This is a genomic window from Bacillus cereus group sp. MG16 (assembly GCF_040459875.1).
GTDB classification, from domain to species: domain Bacteria; phylum Bacillota; class Bacilli; order Bacillales; family Bacillaceae_G; genus Bacillus_A; species Bacillus_A paranthracis.
In genome coordinates this window covers 3,961,777-3,985,927 of the sequence record NZ_JARVHE010000001.1, presented here as the reverse complement: position 1 = coordinate 3,985,927, position 24,151 = coordinate 3,961,777, and the positions used below count along the sequence as shown (strand labels likewise).

Here is a 24,151-nt window from a genome sequence, read left to right as displayed (position 1 = left end):
GAGCGTTTTTTTGAGGAATATACTGGATTGATTTTTACAAAACTGTAATGTTTCTGTTGTTCTTTTTTATAATAAAGTAACATATTTTTAATGTTGTAGCGGACAAAAAAGCGGCTATCTCTTTACATAGACGAAGGAGATAGCCGTTTTCCTATTATTACGTATGTTACGAGTTATTACGAGTTGGTTTCAATTGCTTCTAATAATAAATCAACGATGTGAATTCCTCTCATTTTATGAGAAAGACCTTCTCGTTCAATGCCTAATTTCATTTGTAATAAACAACCTGGATTTGCAGTAACAATGGTTGCTGCTTCTGTTTCATGCACACGGTCCATTTTGTAATCTAGAAATTCCATAGATAGTTCTGAATGAACAATGTTATAAATACCAGCAGAACCACAGCAGCGATCTGCATCTTTCATTTCACGGTATGTTGCGCCTTGAATTGCTTCTAGTAACATACGAGGTTCTGAAGATGTTCGCATAACATTGCGTAAGTGACAAGAGTCTTGATACGTAATAACTTGCGGCGTGACTCGTAAGTCATTACGTTTATGGAAATCTAGTTCTACTAGAATAGCAGTAATATCTTTAATTTTAGAAACGAACTGCTTTGCACGTTCAGCCCACTGTGGATCATCTTTTAACAAGTAATCGTAGTCTACGAGGTAAGCTCCGCAACCACCAGCATTCGTAATAATATAGTCGATGTTTAAATCTTCGAATGCTTTTATATTGCGTTTTGCTAATTCTTTTGCTCCATTTTTCTCACCAGCATGTCCATGTAATGCCCCGCAGCAACTTTGTGTTTTTGGAATAACGATATCACAACCAGCTAACTGAAGTAGTTTCATCGTTGCGTTATTTGTTTCTAAAAACATTGTATCCATTAAACAACCTGTGAAGAATGCAACTTGTTTCTTTTTTGTAATTTCAGCAGGTAAAAATTCAGGGCGATCTTTCATTGCTTTCATTTTTGGGACTTTTGGTAAAATGAGATCCATTGTTGCAAGTGTTTCAGGGAATAACTTCATAATTCCTGTTTTGTGTGTTAGCGTTTGTAAACCGGAACGTTGGTAAAATCCGATTAATCCTGTTAATGTTCTCATTCGATTTTGATGCGGGAAAAGTCCTTCAAAAACGACTTTACGAACAGCTCTCACTGGCATTGAAAACTTTTTGTTTTGATTTATAATATCACGAGCTTCTTCTAATAAATGTCCATAATTCACACCAGATGGACAAACAGGTTCACAAGCACGGCAGCCGAGGCAAACATTTAATGTGTTTTCAACATCTTCATCTGGCTCAATTAAGCCGTCAACGACCGCTTTCATTAATGCGATACGTCCACGCGGGGAATGTGATTCTTTATATCCAGATTGAATGTAAGTAGGACAAGTTGGTAAGCAGAAACCGCATCGCATACAGTTTAGTAGTTCATCTTCACTTAATCGTTCTTTAAATTCCTTTTGAATGTTTTCTTTATTTAATGTTGTCATCGCTCAACCACCACTCTTTTGCGAGTGTCCTTCGCGAACATCTTTCCTGGATTCATAATGTTATTTGGATCGAAGGCTTGTTTAATTCCTTGCATAGCAGCAATACCTTCTTTACCTAACTTCATTTCTAAATACGGAGCCTTCATCGCACCAACACCATGTTCACCAGTAATCGTGCCACCAAGTTCAATTGCTTTCGCAAATATTTCAGCAAAAGCTTGTTCAGCTCGGTGCATTTCTTCTTCGTTGCGAGCATCTGTCATACAAGTTGGGTGTAGGTTGCCATCGCCAGCATGGCCAAACGTACAAATAGGAATATTATATTTTTTGGCAATGGCATTAATAGCTTCAACCATCGGAGCAATCTGTGAGCGTGGTACCGTTGCATCTTCTAATATTGTAGTAGGTTTTAATCTTGCCAGTGCTGACAGTGCACTACGGCGAGCTGTCCGAAGCGCATCTGCTTCCGCTTCATCTTTTGCGACGCGAACATCAACTGCATTCATGGAACGACAAACGTTAGCCATTTTTTCAATATCTCGATTAACAACTTCAGGCGGACCGTCTTGTTCAATTAATAAAATTGCTTTTACGTCAGTTGGTAAACCGATTTGAGCAAACTCTTCTACTACTTCAATTGTCGGCTGGTCTAAAAACTCAAGTGTCGCTGGAATGATTTTATTTGCAATAATAGAAGAAACAGCACGTGCAGCTTCATTAATATCTTCATAGAGTGCAAGCATCGTTTTCTTCGTTTCAGGCATAGGAACAAGTTTTAATATTGCTTCTGTTACGACGCCAAGTGTTCCTTCAGAACCGATAAATAAACGAGTTAAATCGTAACCAGCTACATCTTTTGCTAATTTACCACCAGTGCGAATCATATCACCATTTGGTAAGACAAGTTCAAGCCCCATCACATAATCACGTGTTACGCCATATTTTAATCCACGTAATCCACCCGAGTTTTCATTAATGTTACCGCCAATTGTAGAAATTTTCATTGAGCTTGGATCTGGTGGATAAAATAAACCTTTTTCTTCTACTGCTTTAATAATATCAAGCGTAATAACACCAGCTTGTACAGTAATTGTTAAATTTTCTTCATCAATTTCTAAAATGTTATTCATATGGCGGAAGATAAGGACGATACCGCCTTCAAGTGGACATGTCCCTGCGCAAAGATTTGTTCCAGACCCACGAACATATACAGGGATTTTGTAAGTGTTACATACTTTTAATACTTCAGCTACTTCATTTGTATTACGAGGAGCAATGACTGCATCAGGCATTGCTTGGAAGTTTGGAGTGGCATCATAACTATACGTTAAACGCCCCATATTGGATGTATCTACATTATCTTCGCCAACAATGGATACGAATGAATCAATAATTTGTTTTTCTAACATTGGAAATCCCCCTCAAACTGTTAACGTAATTAGTCATAATAAAAAACGTTGTCACAGTGCTTTCATTATAATGATAAAAAAGTCGGGGGATTCTTTCTATGTATAATCATCTAAAGATTAATCTATTTTATCATTCTTTTTTGTGTGATTATCTAATAAGAGGAGCGAGAAATATAAAATATTTAAGTCTTTGAATTGTTTCGGATCAAGTCCTGTATACTCCTCAATTTTTTTAAGTCTATAATGCAATGTGTTAATGTGTATATGTAATTGCTCCGCTGTTTGTTTATAGGATTGGTTATAATCAATAAATAAACGTAAAGTGTGCATAAGTTCAGGCGATGATAGTAAGTTTTTGATGGTGCGCTTTAGAAACTGTTCCCGCGTTTCCGCAGAAATATCTTGTAAGCACATTTCTAAACGTAAATCTTCATTAAATACAATGTTTTTCGTTTCAAGTGATACGGAAAGAGCTTGTAATGCTTGTTCGTATGATAAGTTCATATTGCTTGGCGTAACGGATTGGCCAATCCCGATATATAAAGGAATAGAAAACAAAGTTTCACAGTCTTGTTTTAATCGTTTTAAAAATTGATATGTTTGCTCTTTGGAGTTCGTGGCTGTAAATAAAATGAATCGATCATTTCCCCAGCGAATAAATAAATGCTCCTTTGTTAATAGATTGCGTACATGTTGCCAAATCTTACGCTGAAGCATCGTGTCATTTCGATCGATAGAGAACAAAATAAGTTGTTTTTTCTTATATAAATCAATACCAAGTGTTTTGGCACGATCGAGAAAGCTTGGAGACCAGTCTGTATTTTGAAGCCAATCAAAGACAAATGCCTCATAAGAACGGTGTTCAAGTTCTAGTTGTTCTAAAAAGTAGTTTTCATGGATGAGTAGTTCGGTCATTTTACGTAATATTTCTCCGTATTGTGAAATATTTTCAGGTTCGCCTGTAATTCCAATGACACCAATTACTTCGTCATGGAATAGTAAAGGGAGATTCATACCTGCCTTTACGCCTTGCAAACGTCGTTCATCCTCTTTTGTAATAATGACAGTTTTCTTTTGTTTTGCGCAGCGGAGTGCACCTTCATGAAATTGGCCGATTCTTTCTATATCTGTACTTGCGATAATAACGCCGTGTATATTAATGATAATAATATTTTCTTTAATTAGTCTGCGTACTTCTCGTACAATTTTATTCGCTAAATCAGGAAAAAGCATAATTGGCACACCTCAAATTCTATTTGTTGTACATTATATATGTAAATGAAGTAAGAAAGGGAAATTTCACACTTTCCACACATTTATTTGTTATTTTACAATTATAACGAAATCATCCGAAGATGGAGGGAATCTTTTGAGAAAGTATGTTTTTCTTCTCTGTTTTTTATTTCTATTAGTAGGGTGTCAAGGAAGTTCATATACACCGATTGCTAAAGATAAAAGCGTTATTATAACAACGAATATAAAAGAAGGTAGCCTTAGTTTTATTGATAAACATACTAAAAAGTTAATTACGACATGGGAACTTAACGAACCAATGGCAGGAATTGTAATTCTTCCAAACGGTGAGGACATACTTGTATATGGTAAGCAGTTAGAGTACATGTATGTATATTCACTAGCAGAAGGAAGGCAAGTGAAAAAATATAAAACAGGAAAAGGCATTGTAAATGTAGTCGTATCAGAAGATAAAAAGCAATTATTTGCTGCCGATCAAAATGCCCAAAAGATAAGGTTCTTTACGATTAATGGAAAAGAAACAGGGAATGTTTCGACAGGAAAAGGACCAATAACGATGGTAGAGTACCATAACCAGTTATCTGTATTAAACTTTTATGATACGAAGCTAACGACAATTGATACAAAGAAAAAAGAAGTAATACAATCCTTTATGATTCCACCAGCGTCAACGGGGGCAACAATTAGTCCAGATGGGAAAGAAATATGGATTGGCGGACATGGTGATGGAAATCAGGTAAATGAGAAAGTATTAGTGTATTCTTTGCAGAGCGGAGAAATGGTACGTTCTTTACACGCTCCGTTTATGCCTGTGAATATTACGAAGGATAATAAGTATGTATATGCATTAAGTCACGGTTCCAATACGCTTAGAAAGTTTGATGTTAGCACGTATAAAGAGGTGGCTTCTGTAGAAGTAGGATCAAACCCATTTGCATTTTTGAAGAGCGGAGCAGAAGGATACGTAGCAAGCTATGATAGTGATGAAGTGTGCGTCATGGATATGAAGAATTTGAAAATAAAACAAACAATTAAAGTCGGAAAAGGACCGTTTCAACTCATAGAGAGAGAAGGGAAGGACAATGAGTAAATATAGGGTGCTAGTTGTAGATGATGAAAGTGATATGAGGCAACTTGTTGGAATGTACTTAGATAATTTCGGATACGAGTGGGGGGAAGCTGAAAATGGAAAAGAAGCTTTAAAAAAATTAGAGACAAATCATTATGATTTCGTTGTACTAGATATTATGATGCCAGAGATGGATGGACTTTCAGTTTGTAAAGAAATTAGAAAAACGTCAGATGTACCAATAATATTTTTAACAGCAAAAGGTGAAGAGTGGAATAGGGTGAACGGCTTACGTATGGGAGCAGATGATTATATTGTAAAGCCATTTAGTCCTGGTGAATTAATTGCTCGTATGGAAGCTGTATTGAGGCGTTATACAAAGCAAGAGCAACAAGAGGAATTTCAGTTTGGGCCGATCCTTATTAATGAAAAAAGTAGGAAAATTGAGGTGGATGGTGAGCCAATTTCTCTTACAGTAAAAGAGTTTGATTTACTCTATTTTCTTTGCCAACATACGGGACAAGTATTTAGCCGAGAACAATTGCTGGAAAAGGTATGGGGATATGATTATGCCGGAAGTACAAGAACCGTAGATACGCACGTGAAAACGATGCGTTTAAAGCTTGGAGAAAGTGGAAACTACATTCAAACTGTTTGGGGTGTAGGCTATAAATTTGAGGTGTAACGTATGTTTACGATGGTACAGAAGCTTTGGCTGACAGTAGTATGTGCAGTATTTGTAACAGTTTCCTTTCTTTATTTTGTATCTTTATACTCGTATGAAAAGCTATACGTTGATAATTTAAAAGATTCATTAGTAATGGAAGGGAAGCGTCTTTCTGCGCAATATGATAAGCGCGAAGGAATATCAATTTTTGAAGAGAAAGTAAGAGCATTTGATCAAATATCTAGTTCAGACGTTCTTTTCGTATCGAACCCACGTGATTTAAGTGCATGTTTACCATTTGATGTGCACCATCATTCTCTTATAAGTGAACGGGACAGGCAAGCATTATTAGATGGAAAAACTGTGACAAAGATAGGATACGAGGAACATTTTGACCGTAATATTATGGGGGTTGTCATCCCTGTTTTAGAAAATAAAAAATTAGTTGGTATTGTATATTCTTATATTCCTTTAAAAAGTATAAAAGACTTAATATATGATATGGGTCTTATTTTAGCACCGTTAGCACTTGCTATAACTTTACTGACAATATGGATTGGTAGAAAAATTATTATTGCTATTACGAAACCACTTTCGCAAATGGAACGAGTTGCCAATCATTTGGCTACGGGAGATTTCTCAGAACGAATTACAATTTCTTCTGAAGATGAAATTGGACGATTAGGAAAAGCATTTAATAAGATGGCAAATTCTTTAGAGACAGAAGACGTAAAGCGTAAGGAGTTTTTAGCTAACGTTTCGCATGAACTAAGAACACCGCTTAGTTATATAAAAGGGTATAGCGAGGCTATTTTAGATGGTGTAGCGAAGGGACCGCAGCAGGAAAAAGTAACACAGCTCATTCATAAAGAAGCAGATCGTATGCAGCGTCTCGTTCATGATTTATTAGATTTAGCACAACTAGAAGGGGAACATTTCCCTTTAAAGAAACAACCTATCGTTTTTTCACAACTAATTGAAGATGTGTTAGATACGTATGAGATTAAGTTTATAGAAAAGAAAATTCGTATTTCAACAAATTTAAATCCAGAAATCATTGTAATGATTGATGAGGATCGTATGCAACAAGTGCTTCATAACGTGTTAGATAATGCGATACGGTATACAAATCAAAACGGGGATATTATGGTAACGCTCAGACAGATAGATGATTACTGTGAATTGAACATAAAAGATACGGGGATCGGTATTGATACAGAGCATTTGGAAAACCTTGGCGAGCGTTTTTACCGAGTTGATAAAGCGAGAAGTCGTCAACATGGTGGAACAGGTTTAGGCCTTGCTATTGTAAGACAAATTGTTCATATACATGACGGACAGTGGCGAATTGAAAGTGAAAAAGGGAACGGTACGACGGTTAGTATTAAATTGAAAGTACAGGATGAGGAGAGCATGTTCTAATTTTTAGGGCATGCTCTTTATATGGAAGACAATAATTATACGTAAGATATAAATTAATATGTAATAAATATCGGAATTTTGACGATTTTATGAACAAAACATTTGTACTTCTTACCAATTCGTTCTAAAATAGTTATGATGCAAAGTTCTTATAAATCGTTTCAATTGTTGTTTGGAAGATACTGAGGTGATTTAACTGGAGTACAAATCTATTAAACCGAAAAAGATTTACGAAGAAGTATCTGAAGCTATTTTAACAATGATTAAAAATGGTACGTTAAAACCTGGTGACAAACTACTTCCTGTACATCAATTAGCTGAGCAGTTTCAAGTTGGTAGATCTGCTGTTCGTGAAGCGCTAAGTGCGCTAAGAGCAATGGGCTTAATTGAGATGAAACAAGGAGAAGGTACATATGTGAAGAACTTCGATTCTTCTTCATTAACAAAATCATTAAACAATAGATTATTGATGAAGAAAGAAGATATTTTGAATTTATTAGAAGTACGAAAGGTGCTTGAAGTGGGGGCAGTTCGAGCAGCTGCGGCAAAACGTACGGAAGATAATTTACAAAATATGAAGCATTGGTTAGATGAAATGGCAAAGAGCGTTGGAGATGAAAAAGCTGGTGAAAAAGCAGATTTTCAGTTCCATATGGGAATTGCAGAGTCTTCGCATAACAACATTTTGCTTGAACTCATGAATCATGTTTCAGAGATGATTGCTGAAACGATTGGTGAATCAAGACGCATTATTTTATATGGTGAACAAACAACATCAGAACGACTTATAGAAGAGCATCAAGTTATATATGATGCAGTGTTAAAGCAAGATGTAGAATTAGCGCAGCAAGCAATGCTAGATCATTTAACAAATGTAGAACATATTGTCACAGGTAGCAACGATATAAATTCTTAATTTAATCTTTTAAAAATCTAATTTTCTGATAAAATAGAGTAAGATTAAGTAAGCGTTTTCTTTAGAAGAGGGAGAGGATAGGCCATGGTTGAGCCTATTTCTTCTCTCCTTAGTCATCTGATGACCATATGTTTGTTGGTGGAGTTGTAAAAAGGGGGAGTAATAATTATGAAAGTTACTTTATTTGTTACTTGTTTAGTCGATATGTTTGAAACAAATGTCGGCAAAGCAACAGTTGAGGTGTTGGAGCGTTTAGGGTGTGAAATTGAATTTCCAGAAGCACAAGTTTGTTGCGGTCAGCCTGCTTATAATAGCGGCCATGTAGAAGCTGCAAAAGAAGCGATGAAACATATGATTGAAACTTTTGAAGATGCAGAATATATCGTTACGCCATCTGGTTCTTGTGCGACAATGTTTCATGAGTATCCGCATGTTTTTAAAGATGATCCGAAGTGGGCTAAACGTGCACAAAAAGTTGCTGATAAAACATATGAATTTACACAATTTATTGTAGACGTTTTAAAGGTTACTGATGTTGGTGCAAGTTTACCAGGGATTGCTACTATTCATAAATCATGTCATATGACACGTATGCTTGGAGTAACAGAGGCACCAGGAATTTTATTATCAAATGTAAAAGGGTTAACTGTGAGAGAGTTACCAAATGTGCAAAATTGTTGTGGGTTTGGGGGAACGTTTTCAGTGAAGATGACTCCAATTTCTGAGCAAATGGTAGATGAAAAGGTAGATAGTGCAATGGAAACAGGCGCTGATTATTTAATCGGTGCAGATTGTGGGTGTTTGTTAAACATTGGCGGACGTATTGAGCGTTTAGGAAAAGAAATAAAAGTAATGCATATTGCTGAGGTACTGAATAGTCGCTCATGAAGGGGGAACATAAGCTATGTCTATGAAAATCAGTGAGAAAAAATTTAATGATCGCGTTGGCGATGGAATTCAAGATTCGTTTATGCGCGGAGCAGTATCTTCTGCACAAACACGCTTATATACGAATCGTTTAAAAGCAGCAGATGAATTAGGAAACTGGGAAGAATGGCGTGAACTCGGTGAAGAAATTCGTCAACATACGTTAGAAAATCTTGATTATTACTTAATGCAGTTAAGTGAAAATGTATCCAAAAGAGGCGGACATGTGTACTTTGCGAAAACGAAAGAGGAAGCAGCAAAGTATATTCAAGACGTTGCAAAAAAGAAGCAGGCAAAAAAGGTAGTAAAATCAAAGTCAATGGTAACAGAAGAAATTAGTATGAACCATGCGCTTGAAGAAATCGGTTGTGAAGTGTTAGAAAGTGATCTAGGAGAGTATATTCTGCAAGTAGATAACGATCCACCTTCACATATTATTGCGCCTGCTCTTCATAAAAATAGAACGCAAATTCGTGACGTATTTAAAGAAAAGCTTGGCTATGAAAATTCTGATGATCCATACGAAATGACAAAGTTTGTTCGTAAACAACTTCGTGAAAAATTTATGGATGCTGAAATTGGTGTGACAGGTTGTAACTTCGCTGTTGCAAATACTGGCTCTCTTTGTTTAGTAACAAATGAAGGTAATGCCGACCTTGTTATGTCGATTCCAAAAACACAAATTGCGGTTATGGGTATGGAACGTATGGTTCCGACAATGGAAGAATTAGATGTTTTAGTTGGTTTACTATGTCGTAGTGCAGTAGGTCAAAAGTTAACAAGTTATGTAACGGTAGCGGGACCAATTCAAGAAGAGGAAGTAGATGGCCCAGAAGAATTCCACTTAGTTGTGGTTGATAATGGTCGTTCTCAAATTCTCGGATCTGAATTCCGTCAAGTGTTGCAATGTATTCGTTGTGCTGCTTGTGTGAACGTATGCCCTGTATATCGACATGTTGGTGGACATTCATATGGTTCTATATACTCAGGACCAATTGGGGCGGTATTAACACCACTTTTAGGTGGATATGATGATTACAAAGAGCTTCCTTATGCTTCTAGTTTATGCGGAGCGTGTACAGAAGCTTGTCCAGTAAAAATTCCATTGCATGATTTATTATTAAAACATCGTCAAGTTATCGTTGAGCAAGAAGGGCGTGCTCCACTTGCAGAAAAATTAGCAATGAAAATGTTTAGTATGGGTGCATCTTCAGCAGCTTTATATAAAATGGGATCAAAGATGGCGCCAGCAGCAATGAGTCCATTTACATCTGGTAACCGTGTATCAAAAGGTGTTGGGCCACTTAAAAACTGGACAGATATTCGTGAATTCCCGGCTCCAAGTAAAGAACGATTCCGTGATTGGTATAAAGATCATAAGAAAGGCGGGGACAAATAATGACAGGATTAATTCAAAACCGTGAGTCCTTTCTAGAAAATATTGCAAAAGAACTTGGACGCGCGCGTAAAACGGATGGTGTAAAACGTCCAGTATGGAAAAACAATGTGAATAAAGAAACGTTAAAAAATTATTCACAAGAAGAATTGTTAGAAGTATTTAAAAATCAATGTACAAACATTCATACAACTGTTGTGGAAACGACAAATGATCGTTTACGTGAAGATATTCAAAAAGTAATCGTTGAAAACGGCGGGGGACCTATTATGTTATCGGCAGATGAACGTTTTGATTCTTATGGATTGACTTCTTTATTTAAAGAAGAACTTCCAAAGCAAAATGTTGAAGTGAACGTATGGGATCCTGAGAAAAAAGAAGAGAATATGCGTATCGCGGAAAGAGCGAATATTGGAATTGCATTTAGTGATTATACTTTAGCCGAATCTGGTACGATCGTTGTACAAAGTCATAAAGGCCAAGGCCGTTCTTTACACTTTTTACCGACTGTATACCTTGCTATTATTCCACGTGAAACACTTGTACCTCGTATTACACAAGCAGTTGAGGATATGAACAAGCGTGTAGAAAATGGCGAGACAGTGGCATCTTGTATTAACTTTATTACAGGACCTAGTAACTCGGCAGATATAGAAATGAATCTTGTTGTCGGAGTACATGGACCATTAAAAGCAGTATATTTCATCGTATAAAATAGGGGAAAGCAGGCCAGAAAATGGCCTGCTTTTTTAATAGAATAGAGATAATATGAAGTAGAAGTTCTCTCCTTTTTTTGCTATGTTCTTCTGGAAAGGAGAGGAAGGGATGTTCACTTATGTATATGCATTGTTAGCGGGGATGGTGTTTGGTTCTTTTTTTATGGTAATTGCGATGAGAGTTCCGCTAGGGGAGTCTATCATAACCCCGCGTTCATATTGTCATTATTGTAAGTATGTGCTAAAGCCAAAAGAATTGATTCCAATCATTTCTTTTTGTATGCAAAGAGGGCGTTGTACGAATTGTAAGAGGAAAATTTCAATTTTGTACGTAGTATTTGAACTTGTAACTGGAATGATATGTCTTCTTACTGTATATATGATTGGGGTGGAACGAGAGCTTATTATCGTTTTATCACTTTTTTCGTTACTTCTTATTATTTCAGTTACAGATTACATATATATGTTAATTCCAAATCGTATTTTAGCTTGGTTTGCTTGTTTACTCATTTTAGAATGTGCTTTTATACCGTTAGTCACTTGGATAGATAGTATAGTTGGTAGTTGCGTTATATTCATTTTGTTATACTGCATGCAAAAGATATATCCAGAAGGGCTTGGGGGAGGGGATATAAAATTACTTTCGTTACTTGGATTTATAGTGGGACTGAAAGGGATTTTTATCGTTTTATTTTTAGCATCTTGCTTTAGTCTTTGTTTCTTTGGAGCTGGTCTCGTATTAAAACGTATGAAAATGAGGACTCAAATACCGTTTGGTCCTTTTATTAGTCTTGGGGCAATATGTTACATGTTGGTCACGTATGCAAAATAGAGAGGGGATAGAAAATGAATGTATATATGGATGATCAAAGAAGTTGTCCGTACGGTTACGTGCTCGCAACTACAGTAGAATGTGCTTTGCAAATGGTACGAGATTATGAGGTGAATGTTCTTTCCCTTGATTTCAATATGGGATGGGGAGAGAAAAGTGGATTAGATTTTGTCGAAGCTTTTTGTAAAGAGGGTTTATATGTAAATGAAATACACTTTCATACGAATGATGTCATCGGTATGCATAAGATGAAACAGAGAATGAATAAGGGAAAGGAAGAAGGAGAGATTAATCCTAATCTTGTTGTTAAATATGTGGGGAGCTAAAAACTCCAAAGTAAAACTTTGGAGTTTTTAATGTTTCATATGCGCTTGCAACGGAATGATTTCTTCTTGTTGAGCTGCTCCTAATTCAGTTTCTTCTTGTTTCACGTCAGGTACTTTCTTTGTTAAGTAATGGTATACCATACCGACAAATACAGACCCACCAATAATGTTACCGATTGTAACTGGAATTAAGTTATGAATAGCACCTGCAAAAGAAATTGTCTCAGGATGCGGTGAAACTAAAGATAAAGCAAACAGTGATAAGTTTGCGATGCTATGCTCGTAACCAGATAAGAAGAATGTGAAAACGAGCATCATCATCATCATAATTTTTGCTGTATCACCTTTAACTTGAGAAGGTAAGAAACAAGCAAGACATACAAGCCAGTTACATAAAATTGCTTTAAAGAATAGTTGCATTGTAGGTGTATTCATTTTTCCTTCTACTACTTTATTCATGAAATGACCGTGATCAATTGCTTCAAAAATGCCAGTTGCGTAAAATAGTAAGGCAAAGAATAAAGCACCAGCTAAATTGCCTGCATAACAAGCAAACCAGTTACGAAGTGTATCAGCAATTGTTGTTTCTTTTCTTAAAGTTGCTACAGTGAAGTACATTGTGTTTCCAGTAAACAATTCAGCACCACCATATATAATAAGTATGAGGGCAATTCCGAAAAACATAGAAGCAGCTAAATAAGTTGCTGGTGAATCTGCAATGTGAAAAAAGTTACCTAATTTAAAACATAGTACAATAATAAAACCGATATAAATACCCGCAAGTGCGGCACGAATGAAATATTGCATCGGGTTTGTATCTAACATTTGTTTTTTGCTCTTAGCCAGTTTGACAACATAATCTAATCCTTGTTCTAGCATGAGTAATACGCTCCTTTAGTACATCATCTATAAATACTCCTTATATGAATAAAGTACATGGATTCTTTTATAGTTTCAATAAGTTTGTGCAATGTTTCACAAAAAGGACATACATATATAAAGAAAGCGTTTACAAAAGATAGTATAATAGAACTTTTTCTGGACATTGAGAGGGGGAAGGGCAAAAAGAAAAAGCACTGTAATTACAGCGCTTTTTCGTCTAAATTCTTTTCTACTTTTGTTTCTACTTCTTTTGAGAAGAACCAACCACCAGCTGCGATTCCAACTAATACAATCCAGAATGTAAGCTTCCATGGTGTAGATTCTGGGAATGAGTGCGGAATTACATTTAATGCAGGGTGTGCTAACGTATAAACTGCTAGTTTCACACCAACCCAACCTACAATTAAGAATGCCGCAGTTTCAAGTCCTGGTTTACGTTTTAAAATTTGTACGAAAGCAGTTGCCGCAAATCGCATAATGATTAATCCGATAAGTCCACCTACAAAGATAACAACGAATTGTCCAGTATCAAGACTACCAATTGTACCTAATCCTGTTTTTGGTAAAGTCATTGCTAATGCAACAGCAGCTAAAATAGAATCAACTGCGAAGGCGATATCTGCAACTTCAACTTTAAATACAGTCCACCAAAAGTTCTCTTGTTTTTTCTTTGCTTCTTTTTCTTCTGTTTCTTCATCTGTATTCTTTTTAACATACGTTTTAAATAAGTGATTACCAGCGATAAACATAAGGTAAATGGCACCGATTGCTTGCACTTGCCATACGTCGACTAGGAACGAAATCATAAATAACGATCCGAAACGGAAAACAAATGCCCCTGCTAATCCATAAAATAGTGCTTTCTTTCTTTTTTCTTCTGGTAAATGTTTTACCATAATTGCAAGAACAAGAGCGTTGTCAGCCGCTAAAATCCCCTCTAGTGCAATTAGGATGAGTAATACCCAACCATACTCCAATAATAATGATACATCCATGTACATTCTCCTCTCATTTCTATAAGTACTAAATAAGTGAAGAATTTCCCCACTATTTAGTTTCCCCATACTCCTGCCTATTAACTTTAGAAGAATTTGGAAATGGATGCAAAAAAGACCTCTGCCGTTAATAGGCAAAGGTCTTGCTAGACATATGTAATGAAAATGCCAACAAAGCCGGAAGAACTAAGTTCTACGTAATGACGACTTTGTTTCCAAGAAATATTCTTGGACGCTACTCCCCTTTGGAGATATGCTATTGTACTCTCATTATATGGATAATTTATACGGTTGTCAACCTGTTAAAATGTCTTCATTCGGATATTTTATTTTCCGGTTCTTTTTACGTGCAAATGAAAAAGCTAATGTTAAAGGCCCCATCTTCCCAAAAAACATCATAAAGATAATAATAGCTTTTCCAATCATCGTTAAGTGTGGTGTGAAATTCATACTGAGACCGACAGTCCCAAATGCTGAAAATACTTCGAAAGCACTCATCAATAGAGGAACTCGCTCAGTAATACTTAAAATTAAAATAGCAAAAAAAATAAATGAAATAGAAATAATAGCGATGGTTAATGATTTGACAATGAGAGTGTCTTTAATGGACTTTTTAAACACGACAATATCATCTTGTTCTTGTAAAAATTTAAATACCCCAAAAAACATGATTAAAAAGGTTGTTAATTTAATCCCACCGCCAGTTGAAGCACTACCGGCTCCGATAAACATTAGAAGCATCATTAATAAAAGGGAAGGCTTTGATAATGCGGAAATATCAACTGTATTAAACCCGGCAGTACGCGTTGAAATAGCTTGGAAATAAGCAGCCATGCCTTCTTCAAATGGGGTAAAGCCTCTCATAGAAAGAGAATTGTGAAACTCGAATATAAAAATAAAAACAGTCGCAATAATATTGATGATTAGAGTAGAAGAGAGCATAAGTTTTGAGTGTAATGTAAGGTTTTTAAAATTTTTCTTTCTTTTTATATCTACGATTACTGTAAAACCAATCCCACCTAAAATAATGAGGGAGGAAATGACGAGATTGACAAGAATGCTATGAGAGTGGGACATTAAATTATCGCTCCAAACAGAAAAACCTGCATTGTTAAAAGCAGAGATGGAATGAAAAAAGCTATAATAGATCCCTTTAGCAATCCCATATTTCGGTACCCATTCAAAAGAAAGAATGAAAGCAGCGATACATTCGACTGTAAAAGAGAATAAAAATAATGCTTTGGCAAGACGAATGACACCGCCTATATTCGTTTGATTTAATGCTTGTTGCAGTAAAATTCGGTTTTGAAGGCCAATTTTTCTGCCAAGCATAATCGCAATTAAAACGGCAAAGCTCATAATGCCAAGTCCGCCCACTTGTATAAGTGTTAAAATGACACATTGGCCAAATAAGGTAAATACTTTCCCAGTGTCCACAACACCAAGCCCTGTAACCGTACAAGCAGAAACGGTTGTAAATAAAGCATCGAGCCATGAAATAGACGTCGTTGTAGCAATTGGCAATTTTAATAAGCATGTACCGATAATTGATAACATAATAAAAGACAAAGTAAGAACACGGGGAGGACTCATGTGAATGTTAATCCGTTTCATGTTACATATCGTTCCTTTCAGTTTGCTTTTACTAGTATGTGAAAAAGCACCATTATGTATGTTAAAAATAGAAAGAGGCAGAGAATATCTGCCTCTAAGCCATATGTTATATTGTTATCCACGTAATTGTTGTTGAGCTAAAGAAACAAGACGTTTTGTTACTTCACCGCCAACTGATCCGTTAGAACGTGATGCAGTATTAGACCCTAAGCTTACGCCGAATTCTTGTGCAATTTCATATTTAAATTGATCAAGTGCTTGTTCAGCACCTGGAACTAGTAATTTGTTTGTTTTTGCCATGATGATACACATCCTTATGAGTAATCCAGTTCAGCTAAGTATGTATCTGAACTGGTACCGTTATTTTATGTGGAACCGGCGTGCTCATACGCGGAAGTAATCGGTGTGATTAGAAGTTATTGGATAGAAAAAAGAGTAGCAATTTTTGCTACTCTTTTTTTAGTATTGTCGCTGTACCTTCCACGACAATATCATCCGATTGATTATATATATTTGTTTGCAACGTAATGATTTTTTTATCGTCACGTTTTTTGATGACCTCTGCCACAACGCGAAGTGTATCGCCGATTTTGACAGGAGCGCGGAATGAAACGTTTTGAGATAAATAAATCGTATTTTTACCCGGGAGTTTCGTTCCAAGGATGGTAGAAATAAAACTTGAAACGAGCATACCATGAGCAATACGTTCTTTAAACATTGTCGTTTTTGCAAAAGAATCTAAAATATGAATAGGATTCACATCTCCAGTCAATTTTGCAAAATTGATAACGTCCTCATCCGTAATCGTTTTTGTAAGTGATGCTTGATCACCGACTTGAATCTCATCATAACGAAGCTCCGGGACGGTTTGTGCTTCTTGAAATGGATTCATTTTGTCCTCCTTCTTTTCCATATCGAAAAATGCTAGCCATCTTGATGTAGTAGGAGGAAGAAAGAGTTTTGTTTGTGCTGCAGTTAGCTCCCACATTTTTCTTACTTGATGGAAGTAAATAGATTTTTTGAGTTTTCCTCGAACTTTTTTGCGAGTTCCAACTGTTTTGTCTTGAAATCTTCCAAAAAACCTTCTAACTGTTTTTGAGCCTCTTCACGTTGTAATTGTTGTTGTTCAATAAATTGCTTCGTTGTTTCTTCAAATTGACCGCTTGTTTGAGTAAGGATAGACAAAGATGTTTTTGTAGGAGAAACAGTTAGCTGTTGCATATGAGCAGAAAGCTCTTTCCATTTGTCTTGCCACTCATTAATTTGATCATTTAAGGAGTTTCCAGTTAATTGCTTCACGTAATCTGTATACTGATTATTGAATTGAGTAGTAAATTGTTGCAGTTCTTTTTCTAGTTCATCTACTCCTGATGTTAATTTATGCAAAGCATCTTGTTGTTGTTTTAATGTTTCTAAAGTAAGTTGCTCTAATTGTTTCCCAGCTGAAGAGAAAAGGGAAAGTGATTGAGACCAGTTTCTCCAAAATGCATCGACTAATTCGTATGGTTTAGTTTCCATTGTTTGACCCCCAAATGTTTTTTTACATATTGTGAACGCAGATTACTCTGCTGTATCACCAGGTGAAGATGAAGAATCTTTTTCATCCTTTTCTGGAGAAGTAGAAAATGGAAAGAATGCATTGGTGTATAACGTGAAAAACGTCCGCAACATATTTTGATAATGCTCAAAAGAAGTCGCACATGTTGTTAAATATTGCTCTCCATATTCAGTTAAAGAATAAATTCTTTTTGCTGGCCCTCCGTCGCTTGTATCCCAAGTAGAAGAAATAAGGTTTTCTTTTTCTAATTTGCGTAGTGTTCTGTACACATTACCTTGGTCAACAGAAGAAAAGCCGATATCCATTAGCATTTGAATAAGTTTGTAACCATGAAGACTCCAGTCTTTAAGACAGAGAAGTAAGAAGGGAACTAAGAAGTTTTTTGGCATGGAGTTTGGTTGTTTTGCTTGGTTGTTCTCCAAACTTTCGCGTTGTTCTGGTTCATTATGTAGCATGATTGTGCATCACCTCATGAATCAGTTAGATGGAATTTTTTGCTTATAAGTGCAATTTACACCTATCTGTTTTTAAAGTCAATACATTTGTTAGAAAATAGAAAAAAATAAAATATAGACTTGAAGTTTTATTCAGAATATTAGAAAATAATGAATAGGTTGAATTGTTTCAAAAACAAAAAAGGGAGTGTAGGTAAAGTGATTGATCAAAAATTCGATCCACTACAAGCATGGAAAAATGCTTATGAACAAACCGAAACATTTTGGGGAAAAGCGCTCAATGAAACAATTAAAACAGAAGAATATTCTGCTTGGATGGGCAGCGTTCTAGATTTGAATTTGTTTTATCAAAAAGCATTAAATGATACGACAAAAAATTATTTAGAGCAGGTGAATGTGCCTACGAAAGAGGATATCGCTAGAGTGGCTACGCTTGTTATTAACTTAGAAAATAAAGTGGATAACATTGAGGAGTTTCTAGAAGATAAGGTAGAGTCAGTAGGACAAGCTCCTACATTAAAGCGCGATGTTACGAAAGTAAAACAAGATATTCGCACATTAGAAACGAAAGTTGATCAAATTTTAGAATTGCTAGAAAAGCAAAATGCAGTACTAGCAAAACTACAAGAACCTGTAAAAGAAGAAGTAAAACCTACGAATAAGCCAGAAAATAAAAAGTGATAATAGCGCTTGTTTATAACATATGAAAGAGAAAGGGAGAATCTCTTTTCTATGTATAAACAGCGAAACATAATTATATAGGGACTCCATAGTATGAGTACCAAAATGATTCATAATAGTCGTTCACAAATTCATTTAAGGGGGAAAAGAAATGGTTCAATTAAATGGAAAAGTAGCAATCGTAACAGGTGGGGCAAAAGGGATTGGAAAAGCGATCACAGTAGCGTTAGCACAAGAGGGCGCAAAAGTTGTTATTAACTATAACAGCAGTAAAGAAGCAGCTGAAAACTTAGTAAATGAACTAGGAAAAGAAGGACATGACGTTTATGCAGTTCAAGCAGATGTTTCTAAAGTAGAAGACGCAAACCGACTTGTAGAAGAAGCAGTGAATCATTTTGGTAAAGTTGATATTCTTGTTAATAATGCTGGTATTACAAGAGATCGTACATTCAAAAAGTTAAATCGTGAAGATTGGGAACGCGTAATTGACGTGAACTTAAGCAGTGTGTTTAATACGACAAGCGCGGTACTTCCATACATAACGGAAGCAGAAGAAGGTAGAATTATTAGCATTTCTTCTATTATTGGTCAAGCCGGTGGATTTGGACAAACAAACTATTCAGCAGCAAAAGCAGGTATGCTAGGATTTACAAAATCATTAGCATTAGAGCTTGCAAAAACAAATGTAACTGTAAACGCTATTTGCCCAGGATTTATTGATACTGAAATGGTAGCAGAAGTACCAGAAGAAGTACGCCAAAAAATCGTTGCGAAAATCCCGAAAAAACGTTTTGGTCAAGCTGATGAAATTGCAAAAGGTGTAGTATACCTATGCCATGACGGTGCTTATATCACAGGTCAGCAATTAAACATTAACGGCGGATTATATATGTAATGAAGTAAGAAAAAAGTGCATATCCATAGCAGGAATGCACTTCTTTTTTTAGAAGGAAATTGACCAAAAAGGAGATAGAAAAATGACTACATTCGCAACAGAATGGGAAAAGCAATTAGAGCTATACCCAGAAGAATACCGAAAAGCATATCGTCGAGTGAAAAGGGCGAGTGAAATTTTATTACGTGAACCAGAGCCACAAGTAGGATTAACGCCGAAAGAGGTTATTTGGACGAAGAATAAGACGAAGCTTTATCGCTACATTCCAAAACAAGAAAAAACACAAAGAGTTCCAATTCTATTAATATATGCTCTTATTAATAAACCATATATTATGGATTTAACTCCTGGAAATAGTTTAGTGGAATATTTAGTGGACCGTGGTTTTGATGTGTATATGCTTGATTGGGGCACATTTGGTTTAGAAGATAGTCATTTGAAATTTGATGATTTTGTGTTTGATTATATTGCAAAAGCAGTGAAAAAAGTAATGCGAACTGCAAAATCGGACGAGATTTCTTTACTTGGTTATTGCATGGGGGGAACGCTAACTTCTATTTATGCGGCACTTCATCCGCACATGCCAATTCGTAACCTAATCTTTATGACAAGTCCTTTTGATTTCTCTGAAACAGGATTATATGGTCCTTTATTAGATGAGAAATACTTCAATCTAGATAAAGCGGTTGATACATTTGGAAATATTCCGCCAGAAATGATTGATTTCGGAAACAAAATGTTAAAACCAATTACGAACTTTGTTGGTCCATATGTTGCTTTAGTAGATCGTTCAGAGAATGAGCGCTTCGTTGAAAGCTGGAGGTTAGTTCAAAAGTGGGTTGGCGATGGTATTCCATTCCCAGGTGAATCATACAGACAGTGGATTCGTGATTTTTATCAAAACAATAAATTGGTTAAGGGTGAACTCGTTATTCGCGGACAAAAGGTAGACCTTGCAAATATTAAGGCGAATGTCTTAAATATTTCAGGGAAACGTGATCATATCGCCCTACCGTGCCAAGTAGAAGCGTTGCTAGATCATATTTCTAGCACAGATAAACAATATGTATGTTTACCAACGGGACATATGTCGATTGTTTACGGTGGAACAGCGGTAAAACAAACGTATCCGACGATTGGAGACTGGCTTGACGAGCGCTCTAAGTAAAAATAAAAAAATCCAACTAGCATATGTTAGTTGGATTTTTTTATGTAAAATAACAAAACATAGAAAGGAGAAATTTATATTTTAGGAGTATAATTATGAAGCTTATGATTGGTAAGTTGTTTTGGGATACAGGAGCTTCTATGCCTTGTTATCCATCGTTAGAAAATGATATGATATGTGATGTGCTTGTAGTTGGAAGTGGCGAAGCGGGTGCTCAAATAGCGTATTCGTTAGCGAAAATGGGAATGCGCGTTACACTTATTGAAAAAAATATGATTTCATGTGGCAGCACAGCTGCTAATACAGGGTTATTACAATTTCTTCATGATAAATCGTTAACCTCACTTATCCATACATTTGGGGAAGAAAAAGGGGTGCGAGCATATAAGCTTTGTTACGAAGCGTTACGAACAATGGAGAAAGTTGTACCGACTCTCGATATCGATCCCCAGTTTATTCCGCGAAACAGTTTATATTATGCAAGTAAAAGTGAAGATGTCTCATTTTTACAAGAGGAATACAAAACGTTACAGAAGTATGGGTTTCCAGTTGAGTATTTTACAGCATCTGATATTAAGGAACGGTATCCTTTTACAAGACAAGCGGCATTATATACACACGGTGATGCTGAGGTAAATCCGTATTTATTAGCGCATAGCCTTTTGCATAAAGCAAATCAAATGGGTGCTACTATATATGAACATACAGAGGCCATACATATAAAAAAACGTCAAAATGATTTAATTTGTTATACGAAAACAGGAAATCAAATTGTAGCAAAGAATATTATTATGGCGACGGGTTATGAAGCACTTTTCGGAAAGAAAGAAAAAAATACAACAGTGGAAACATCATATGCAGTTGTGACAAATAAGGTGGATTCATTTGAAGACTGGCATGAGCAATCATTAATTTGGGAAACAGCAAGGCCTTACTTATATTTTAGGACGTATGAAAATCGTATTATTGCAGGTGGATTGGATGAAGCGATGAAAATTCAAACAATCGGTGATACGAAATTATTGCATAAGCGTGATGTCCTTATTAACATTATAAAAGAGATGTTCCCGCAGTATAAAGATATACAGGCGGAGTATTATTGGGCGGCAGTCATGATGGTCTCCCTATTTTAAAAGAAGATAATAAGATACATAATTTATTTTATGCATTGCCATATGGAGGTAATGGAACTGTGTATGGAATGGTATTTGCTAAAATATTTGAGCAGTTATTTACAAATAAAGAAAGTGAAGATTTTTCTTTATTTAATCGATAGAAAAAAGGTAGCGAAGTGATGGAATGAGAGATATAAAAAAGTTTTTACAAAAATTGCGTCCTGTACAACTCATTGTTTTGTTTTATTTATTAGCAGTAGTTGTATCGGTAATATTACTTAGTTTACCGTTTGTTACAAAGGCTGATGTGAAATGGACATTTATCGATGCCCTCTTTACATCTGTTAGTGCGGTAAGTGTTACGGGACTGTCTGTTGTTACGATTTCAGATACATTTACTACGGCAGGAATTATTATTTTAGCCCTTATTTTACAATTGGGCGGCTTAGGAATTATGGCGTTAGGTACATTCGTTTGGATTATAACAGGAAAAAAGATTGGTTTGCAGAGAAGAAGACTCATTATGGCAGACCATAATCAAGGGAATTTATCAGGTCTTGTAGAATTGATGCGTTCTATTTTAATTGTAATTATTTCAATAGAGCTTATTGGAGCAATATTATTAGGTACAAGATTCTTACTTTACTTTCCAACTTGGCAAGAAGCTTATTTTCACGGTTTTTTTGCAGCTGTTAGTGCAACTACGAACGGCGGATTTGATTTAACAGGACAATCGCTAATTCCGTATAAAAAAGATTACATTGTTCAAATGATTCATATGTTACTTATTATTTTAGGAGCAATCGGCTTCCCTGTATTAATGGAAGTGAAACAATTCCTTAGTAAAAGGAGACAGCAACTATTTCGTTTTTCGCTATTTACAAAATTGACGACAACAACATTTTTTGCGCTCGTGGTCGTTGGAACGATTATGATTTTTTTACTAGAACGAAATCATTTTTTAGCAGGAAAGTCATGGCATGAAACAGTTTTCTATACACTATTCCAATCTGTGACGACGCGAAGCGGGGGACTTGCTACAATGGATATACTTGAATTGTCACAACCGACGCTTTTATTTATGAGTATATTAATGTTTATAGGAGCATCTCCAAGTTCGGTTGGGGGTGGGATACGTACAACAACATTTGCTGTTAGTATATTGTCACTATACACTTTTGCAAGAGGCGGGAGAACGGTTAGAGTCTTCAAACGTCAGCTACATGAAGAGGACGTGCTGAAAGCATCTGTCGTTATGACAATGGGGATTTTATTATGTGCCACAGCACTATTTATTTTATCTATTACGGAAAATGTACCGCTTATGAGTTTAATTGTTGAAGTCTGTTCTGCTTTCGGGACGACAGGACTATCGACAGGTATTACGCCAGATTTAACAACTGTTGGTAAACTTGTACTCATTGTACTTATGTTTATCGGGCGTGTCGGTATTTTAACATTTATACTAGCTAGTGGCGGAAGAGAACAGCCACCTCGCTATAAATATCCGAAAGAGAGAATTATTATTGGATAGTATGAAACCATTCTACCTATGTTAGGTAGAATGGTTTTTTAGTCATTAATGCCAAATTGCGGATGCATAAAAGTATCCTTCTTATTATCTCCTTCTTTTTTTAGTAACTCTTGATTTTCTTCTGAAATCCACCCAATATCATTTGTAGGATGGATCCATTCTTCTCCAGCCATAATGGCAGGATCTACATCATCACTCCAATTGTGAAGTGGACTGTTCTCGGAATCATATTTACTGTCTCCGATTACGACGTCATATTGATTTATGAAAGGTTGTTGCATCTTCTTTCCTGTTCCTTTAAAAGATGGGAAATTCATTTGATGCGGGAGCGTTTCATCTAAAATGGGTGACTGGATTTTATCTTTCTTCTTCAAAATAAGAGCTCCTTTTTATTATGATTTCTTCATATGTAGTATTTCCATCTAGCAGTTCTTATGTACTTGTTAACACTTGCCAGTAATAATTATTTTAGCTTGCTTCAAACTAGAGTAGAAAGTGAATTTTTGAGAGCAGGTGAATGTATTGGTAAAAAGAAAAGTGAAACAAAATGCGGCAATCAACAATAATAAAACTCCGAAAGAAAGCTTACCAGATGCAGAATTTGCATTAGAGTATGAAGGAGAAAATAGCGCGAAGTATGCAAATCGTAATTCAAAAAAAGGTAAACAAAAGTGAGGCGTTTTTTACAAACGCCTCATTTTTTTGTGGGATTATAAAGGTTTTTTTAATTATTTGTAAATTTAGTGTACATTATTAGCAGAAAAATGCGAAAAAACATAGAAGTAGCAACGTATTACACAAAAACAAACAACAAA

Annotated in this window: 25 protein-coding genes, 1 pseudogene and 1 riboswitch; of the genes and pseudogenes, 15 read left to right on the top strand and 11 right to left on the bottom strand. The window is 35.8% G+C overall.

Annotated elements, in window-relative coordinates; all coding sequences use genetic code 11:
* Positions 1-176 precede the first annotated feature (176 nt).
* The 3 genes from QCI73_RS20690 to QCI73_RS20680 all read right to left on the bottom strand — a co-directional run bounded on the left by QCI73_RS20690 (position 177) and on the right by QCI73_RS20680 (position 4,147).
* On the bottom strand, positions 177-1,505 hold the full coding sequence (locus QCI73_RS20690) for a (Fe-S)-binding protein (RefSeq protein WP_353823646.1): 1,329 nt from the start codon (positions 1,503-1,505) through the stop codon (positions 177-179).
* Positions 1,502-2,914, bottom strand: coding sequence for a glycolate oxidase subunit GlcD (gene glcD, locus QCI73_RS20685; protein ID WP_353823645.1), 1,413 nt, complete (start codon positions 2,912-2,914; stop codon positions 1,502-1,504). Before glcD ends, QCI73_RS20690 begins: the two co-directional genes overlap by 4 nt.
* A 117-nt stretch (positions 2,915-3,031) precedes the next feature.
* The gene (locus QCI73_RS20680; protein WP_327923553.1) at positions 3,032-4,147 is read right to left on the bottom strand and encodes a CdaR family transcriptional regulator; all 1,116 of its coding nucleotides are present in this window, start codon (positions 4,145-4,147) and stop codon (positions 3,032-3,034) included.
* Between the two features lie 136 nt (positions 4,148-4,283).
* Between QCI73_RS20680 and QCI73_RS20675 the strand changes: the two genes are divergently transcribed.
* The 9 genes from QCI73_RS20675 to QCI73_RS20635 all read left to right on the top strand — a co-directional run bounded on the left by QCI73_RS20675 (position 4,284) and on the right by QCI73_RS20635 (position 12,439).
* Positions 4,284-5,258 carry a YncE family protein gene (locus QCI73_RS20675; protein ID WP_353823644.1) on the top strand — a complete coding sequence of 325 codons (975 nt, stop codon included), beginning with the start codon at positions 4,284-4,286 and terminating at the stop codon, positions 5,256-5,258.
* Complete coding sequence (locus QCI73_RS20670) at positions 5,251-5,922, top strand: response regulator transcription factor (RefSeq protein WP_000049881.1); 672 nt, start codon at positions 5,251-5,253, stop codon at positions 5,920-5,922. The genes QCI73_RS20675 and QCI73_RS20670 overlap by 8 nt, the downstream gene beginning before the upstream one ends.
* A 3-nt stretch (positions 5,923-5,925) precedes the next feature.
* The gene (locus QCI73_RS20665) at positions 5,926-7,326 is read left to right on the top strand and encodes a sensor histidine kinase (protein WP_353823643.1); all 1,401 of its coding nucleotides are present in this window, start codon (positions 5,926-5,928) and stop codon (positions 7,324-7,326) included.
* A gap of 226 nt (positions 7,327-7,552) precedes the next feature.
* Entirely contained in the window at positions 7,553-8,242 is a 690-nt protein-coding gene (locus tag QCI73_RS20660) for a FadR/GntR family transcriptional regulator (RefSeq protein WP_255254326.1), read from the top strand.
* A gap of 168 nt (positions 8,243-8,410) precedes the next feature.
* Positions 8,411-9,130, top strand: a complete 720-nt coding sequence (locus QCI73_RS20655) for a (Fe-S)-binding protein (protein WP_000869149.1) — start codon at positions 8,411-8,413, stop codon at positions 9,128-9,130.
* A gap of 16 nt (positions 9,131-9,146) precedes the next feature.
* Positions 9,147-10,568, top strand: coding sequence for a LutB/LldF family L-lactate oxidation iron-sulfur protein (locus tag QCI73_RS20650; RefSeq protein WP_000061914.1), 1,422 nt, complete (start codon positions 9,147-9,149; stop codon positions 10,566-10,568).
* Positions 10,568-11,278 (top strand): LutC/YkgG family protein, encoded by a 711-nt coding sequence (locus tag QCI73_RS20645; RefSeq protein WP_000147208.1) that lies wholly within the window; start codon positions 10,568-10,570, stop codon positions 11,276-11,278. Before QCI73_RS20650 ends, QCI73_RS20645 begins: the two co-directional genes overlap by 1 nt.
* A 112-nt stretch (positions 11,279-11,390) precedes the next feature.
* Entirely contained in the window at positions 11,391-12,113 is a 723-nt protein-coding gene (locus tag QCI73_RS20640; protein WP_000495748.1) for a prepilin peptidase, read from the top strand.
* A gap of 14 nt (positions 12,114-12,127) precedes the next feature.
* On the top strand, positions 12,128-12,439 hold the full coding sequence (locus QCI73_RS20635; RefSeq protein WP_001103780.1) for a cyclic-phosphate processing receiver domain-containing protein: 312 nt from the start codon (positions 12,128-12,130) through the stop codon (positions 12,437-12,439).
* A 27-nt stretch (positions 12,440-12,466) separates the two neighbouring features.
* Here the strand turns inward: QCI73_RS20635 and QCI73_RS20630 are convergent, their stop codons facing one another.
* The 7 genes from QCI73_RS20630 to phaQ form a co-directional block, all read right to left on the bottom strand.
* Positions 12,467-13,318 (bottom strand): formate/nitrite transporter family protein, encoded by an 852-nt coding sequence (locus QCI73_RS20630; RefSeq protein WP_070805553.1) that lies wholly within the window; start codon positions 13,316-13,318, stop codon positions 12,467-12,469.
* A gap of 203 nt (positions 13,319-13,521) precedes the next feature.
* Complete coding sequence (locus QCI73_RS20625) at positions 13,522-14,316, bottom strand: TerC family protein (protein ID WP_000383322.1); 795 nt, start codon at positions 14,314-14,316, stop codon at positions 13,522-13,524.
* A 90-nt stretch (positions 14,317-14,406) separates the two neighbouring features.
* Positions 14,407-14,572: riboswitch (yybP-ykoY riboswitch) on the bottom strand.
* Positions 14,573-14,610: 38 nt separating this feature from the next.
* Entirely contained in the window at positions 14,611-15,930 is a 1,320-nt protein-coding gene (locus QCI73_RS20620) for a TrkH family potassium uptake protein (RefSeq protein ID WP_000822320.1), read from the bottom strand.
* A gap of 114 nt (positions 15,931-16,044) precedes the next feature.
* On the bottom strand, positions 16,045-16,230 hold the full coding sequence (locus QCI73_RS20615; protein WP_001140707.1) for an alpha/beta-type small acid-soluble spore protein: 186 nt from the start codon (positions 16,228-16,230) through the stop codon (positions 16,045-16,047).
* A gap of 148 nt (positions 16,231-16,378) precedes the next feature.
* Positions 16,379-16,822 (bottom strand): MaoC family dehydratase, encoded by a 444-nt coding sequence (locus QCI73_RS20610; RefSeq protein WP_001067916.1) that lies wholly within the window; start codon positions 16,820-16,822, stop codon positions 16,379-16,381.
* Positions 16,823-16,923: 101 nt separating this feature from the next.
* On the bottom strand, positions 16,924-17,448 hold the full coding sequence (phaP, locus tag QCI73_RS20605) for a polyhydroxyalkanoic acid inclusion protein PhaP (RefSeq protein ID WP_353823642.1): 525 nt from the start codon (positions 17,446-17,448) through the stop codon (positions 16,924-16,926).
* 42 nt (positions 17,449-17,490) lie between these two features.
* On the bottom strand, positions 17,491-17,943 hold the full coding sequence (phaQ, locus tag QCI73_RS20600; protein ID WP_000903020.1) for a poly-beta-hydroxybutyrate-responsive repressor: 453 nt from the start codon (positions 17,941-17,943) through the stop codon (positions 17,491-17,493).
* A 198-nt stretch (positions 17,944-18,141) separates the two neighbouring features.
* Between phaQ and phaR the strand changes: the two genes are divergently transcribed.
* The 5 genes and pseudogenes from phaR to QCI73_RS20575 all read left to right on the top strand — a co-directional run bounded on the left by phaR (position 18,142) and on the right by QCI73_RS20575 (position 23,336).
* Complete coding sequence (phaR, locus tag QCI73_RS20595) at positions 18,142-18,624, top strand: polyhydroxyalkanoic acid synthase subunit PhaR (protein ID WP_000566940.1); 483 nt, start codon at positions 18,142-18,144, stop codon at positions 18,622-18,624.
* A 151-nt stretch (positions 18,625-18,775) separates the two neighbouring features.
* Complete coding sequence (locus QCI73_RS20590; protein WP_353823641.1) at positions 18,776-19,519, top strand: acetoacetyl-CoA reductase; 744 nt, start codon at positions 18,776-18,778, stop codon at positions 19,517-19,519.
* A gap of 82 nt (positions 19,520-19,601) precedes the next feature.
* Positions 19,602-20,687, top strand: coding sequence for a class III poly(R)-hydroxyalkanoic acid synthase subunit PhaC (gene phaC, locus QCI73_RS20585; protein WP_000206335.1), 1,086 nt, complete (start codon positions 19,602-19,604; stop codon positions 20,685-20,687).
* Between the two features lie 95 nt (positions 20,688-20,782).
* Positions 20,783-21,963: pseudogene (locus tag QCI73_RS20580) on the top strand (NAD(P)/FAD-dependent oxidoreductase).
* A 23-nt stretch (positions 21,964-21,986) separates the two neighbouring features.
* Complete coding sequence (locus QCI73_RS20575) at positions 21,987-23,336, top strand: TrkH family potassium uptake protein (protein WP_001204696.1); 1,350 nt, start codon at positions 21,987-21,989, stop codon at positions 23,334-23,336.
* Positions 23,337-23,374: 38 nt separating this feature from the next.
* Here the strand turns inward: QCI73_RS20575 and QCI73_RS20570 are convergent, their stop codons facing one another.
* Positions 23,375-23,710, bottom strand: a complete 336-nt coding sequence (locus tag QCI73_RS20570) for a DUF3905 domain-containing protein (protein WP_000725962.1) — start codon at positions 23,708-23,710, stop codon at positions 23,375-23,377.
* Positions 23,711-23,858: 148 nt separating this feature from the next.
* Between QCI73_RS20570 and QCI73_RS20565 the strand changes: the two genes are divergently transcribed.
* Entirely contained in the window at positions 23,859-24,011 is a 153-nt protein-coding gene (locus QCI73_RS20565) for a hypothetical protein (RefSeq protein ID WP_000240799.1), read from the top strand.
* Positions 24,012-24,151: the final 140 nt, after the last annotated feature.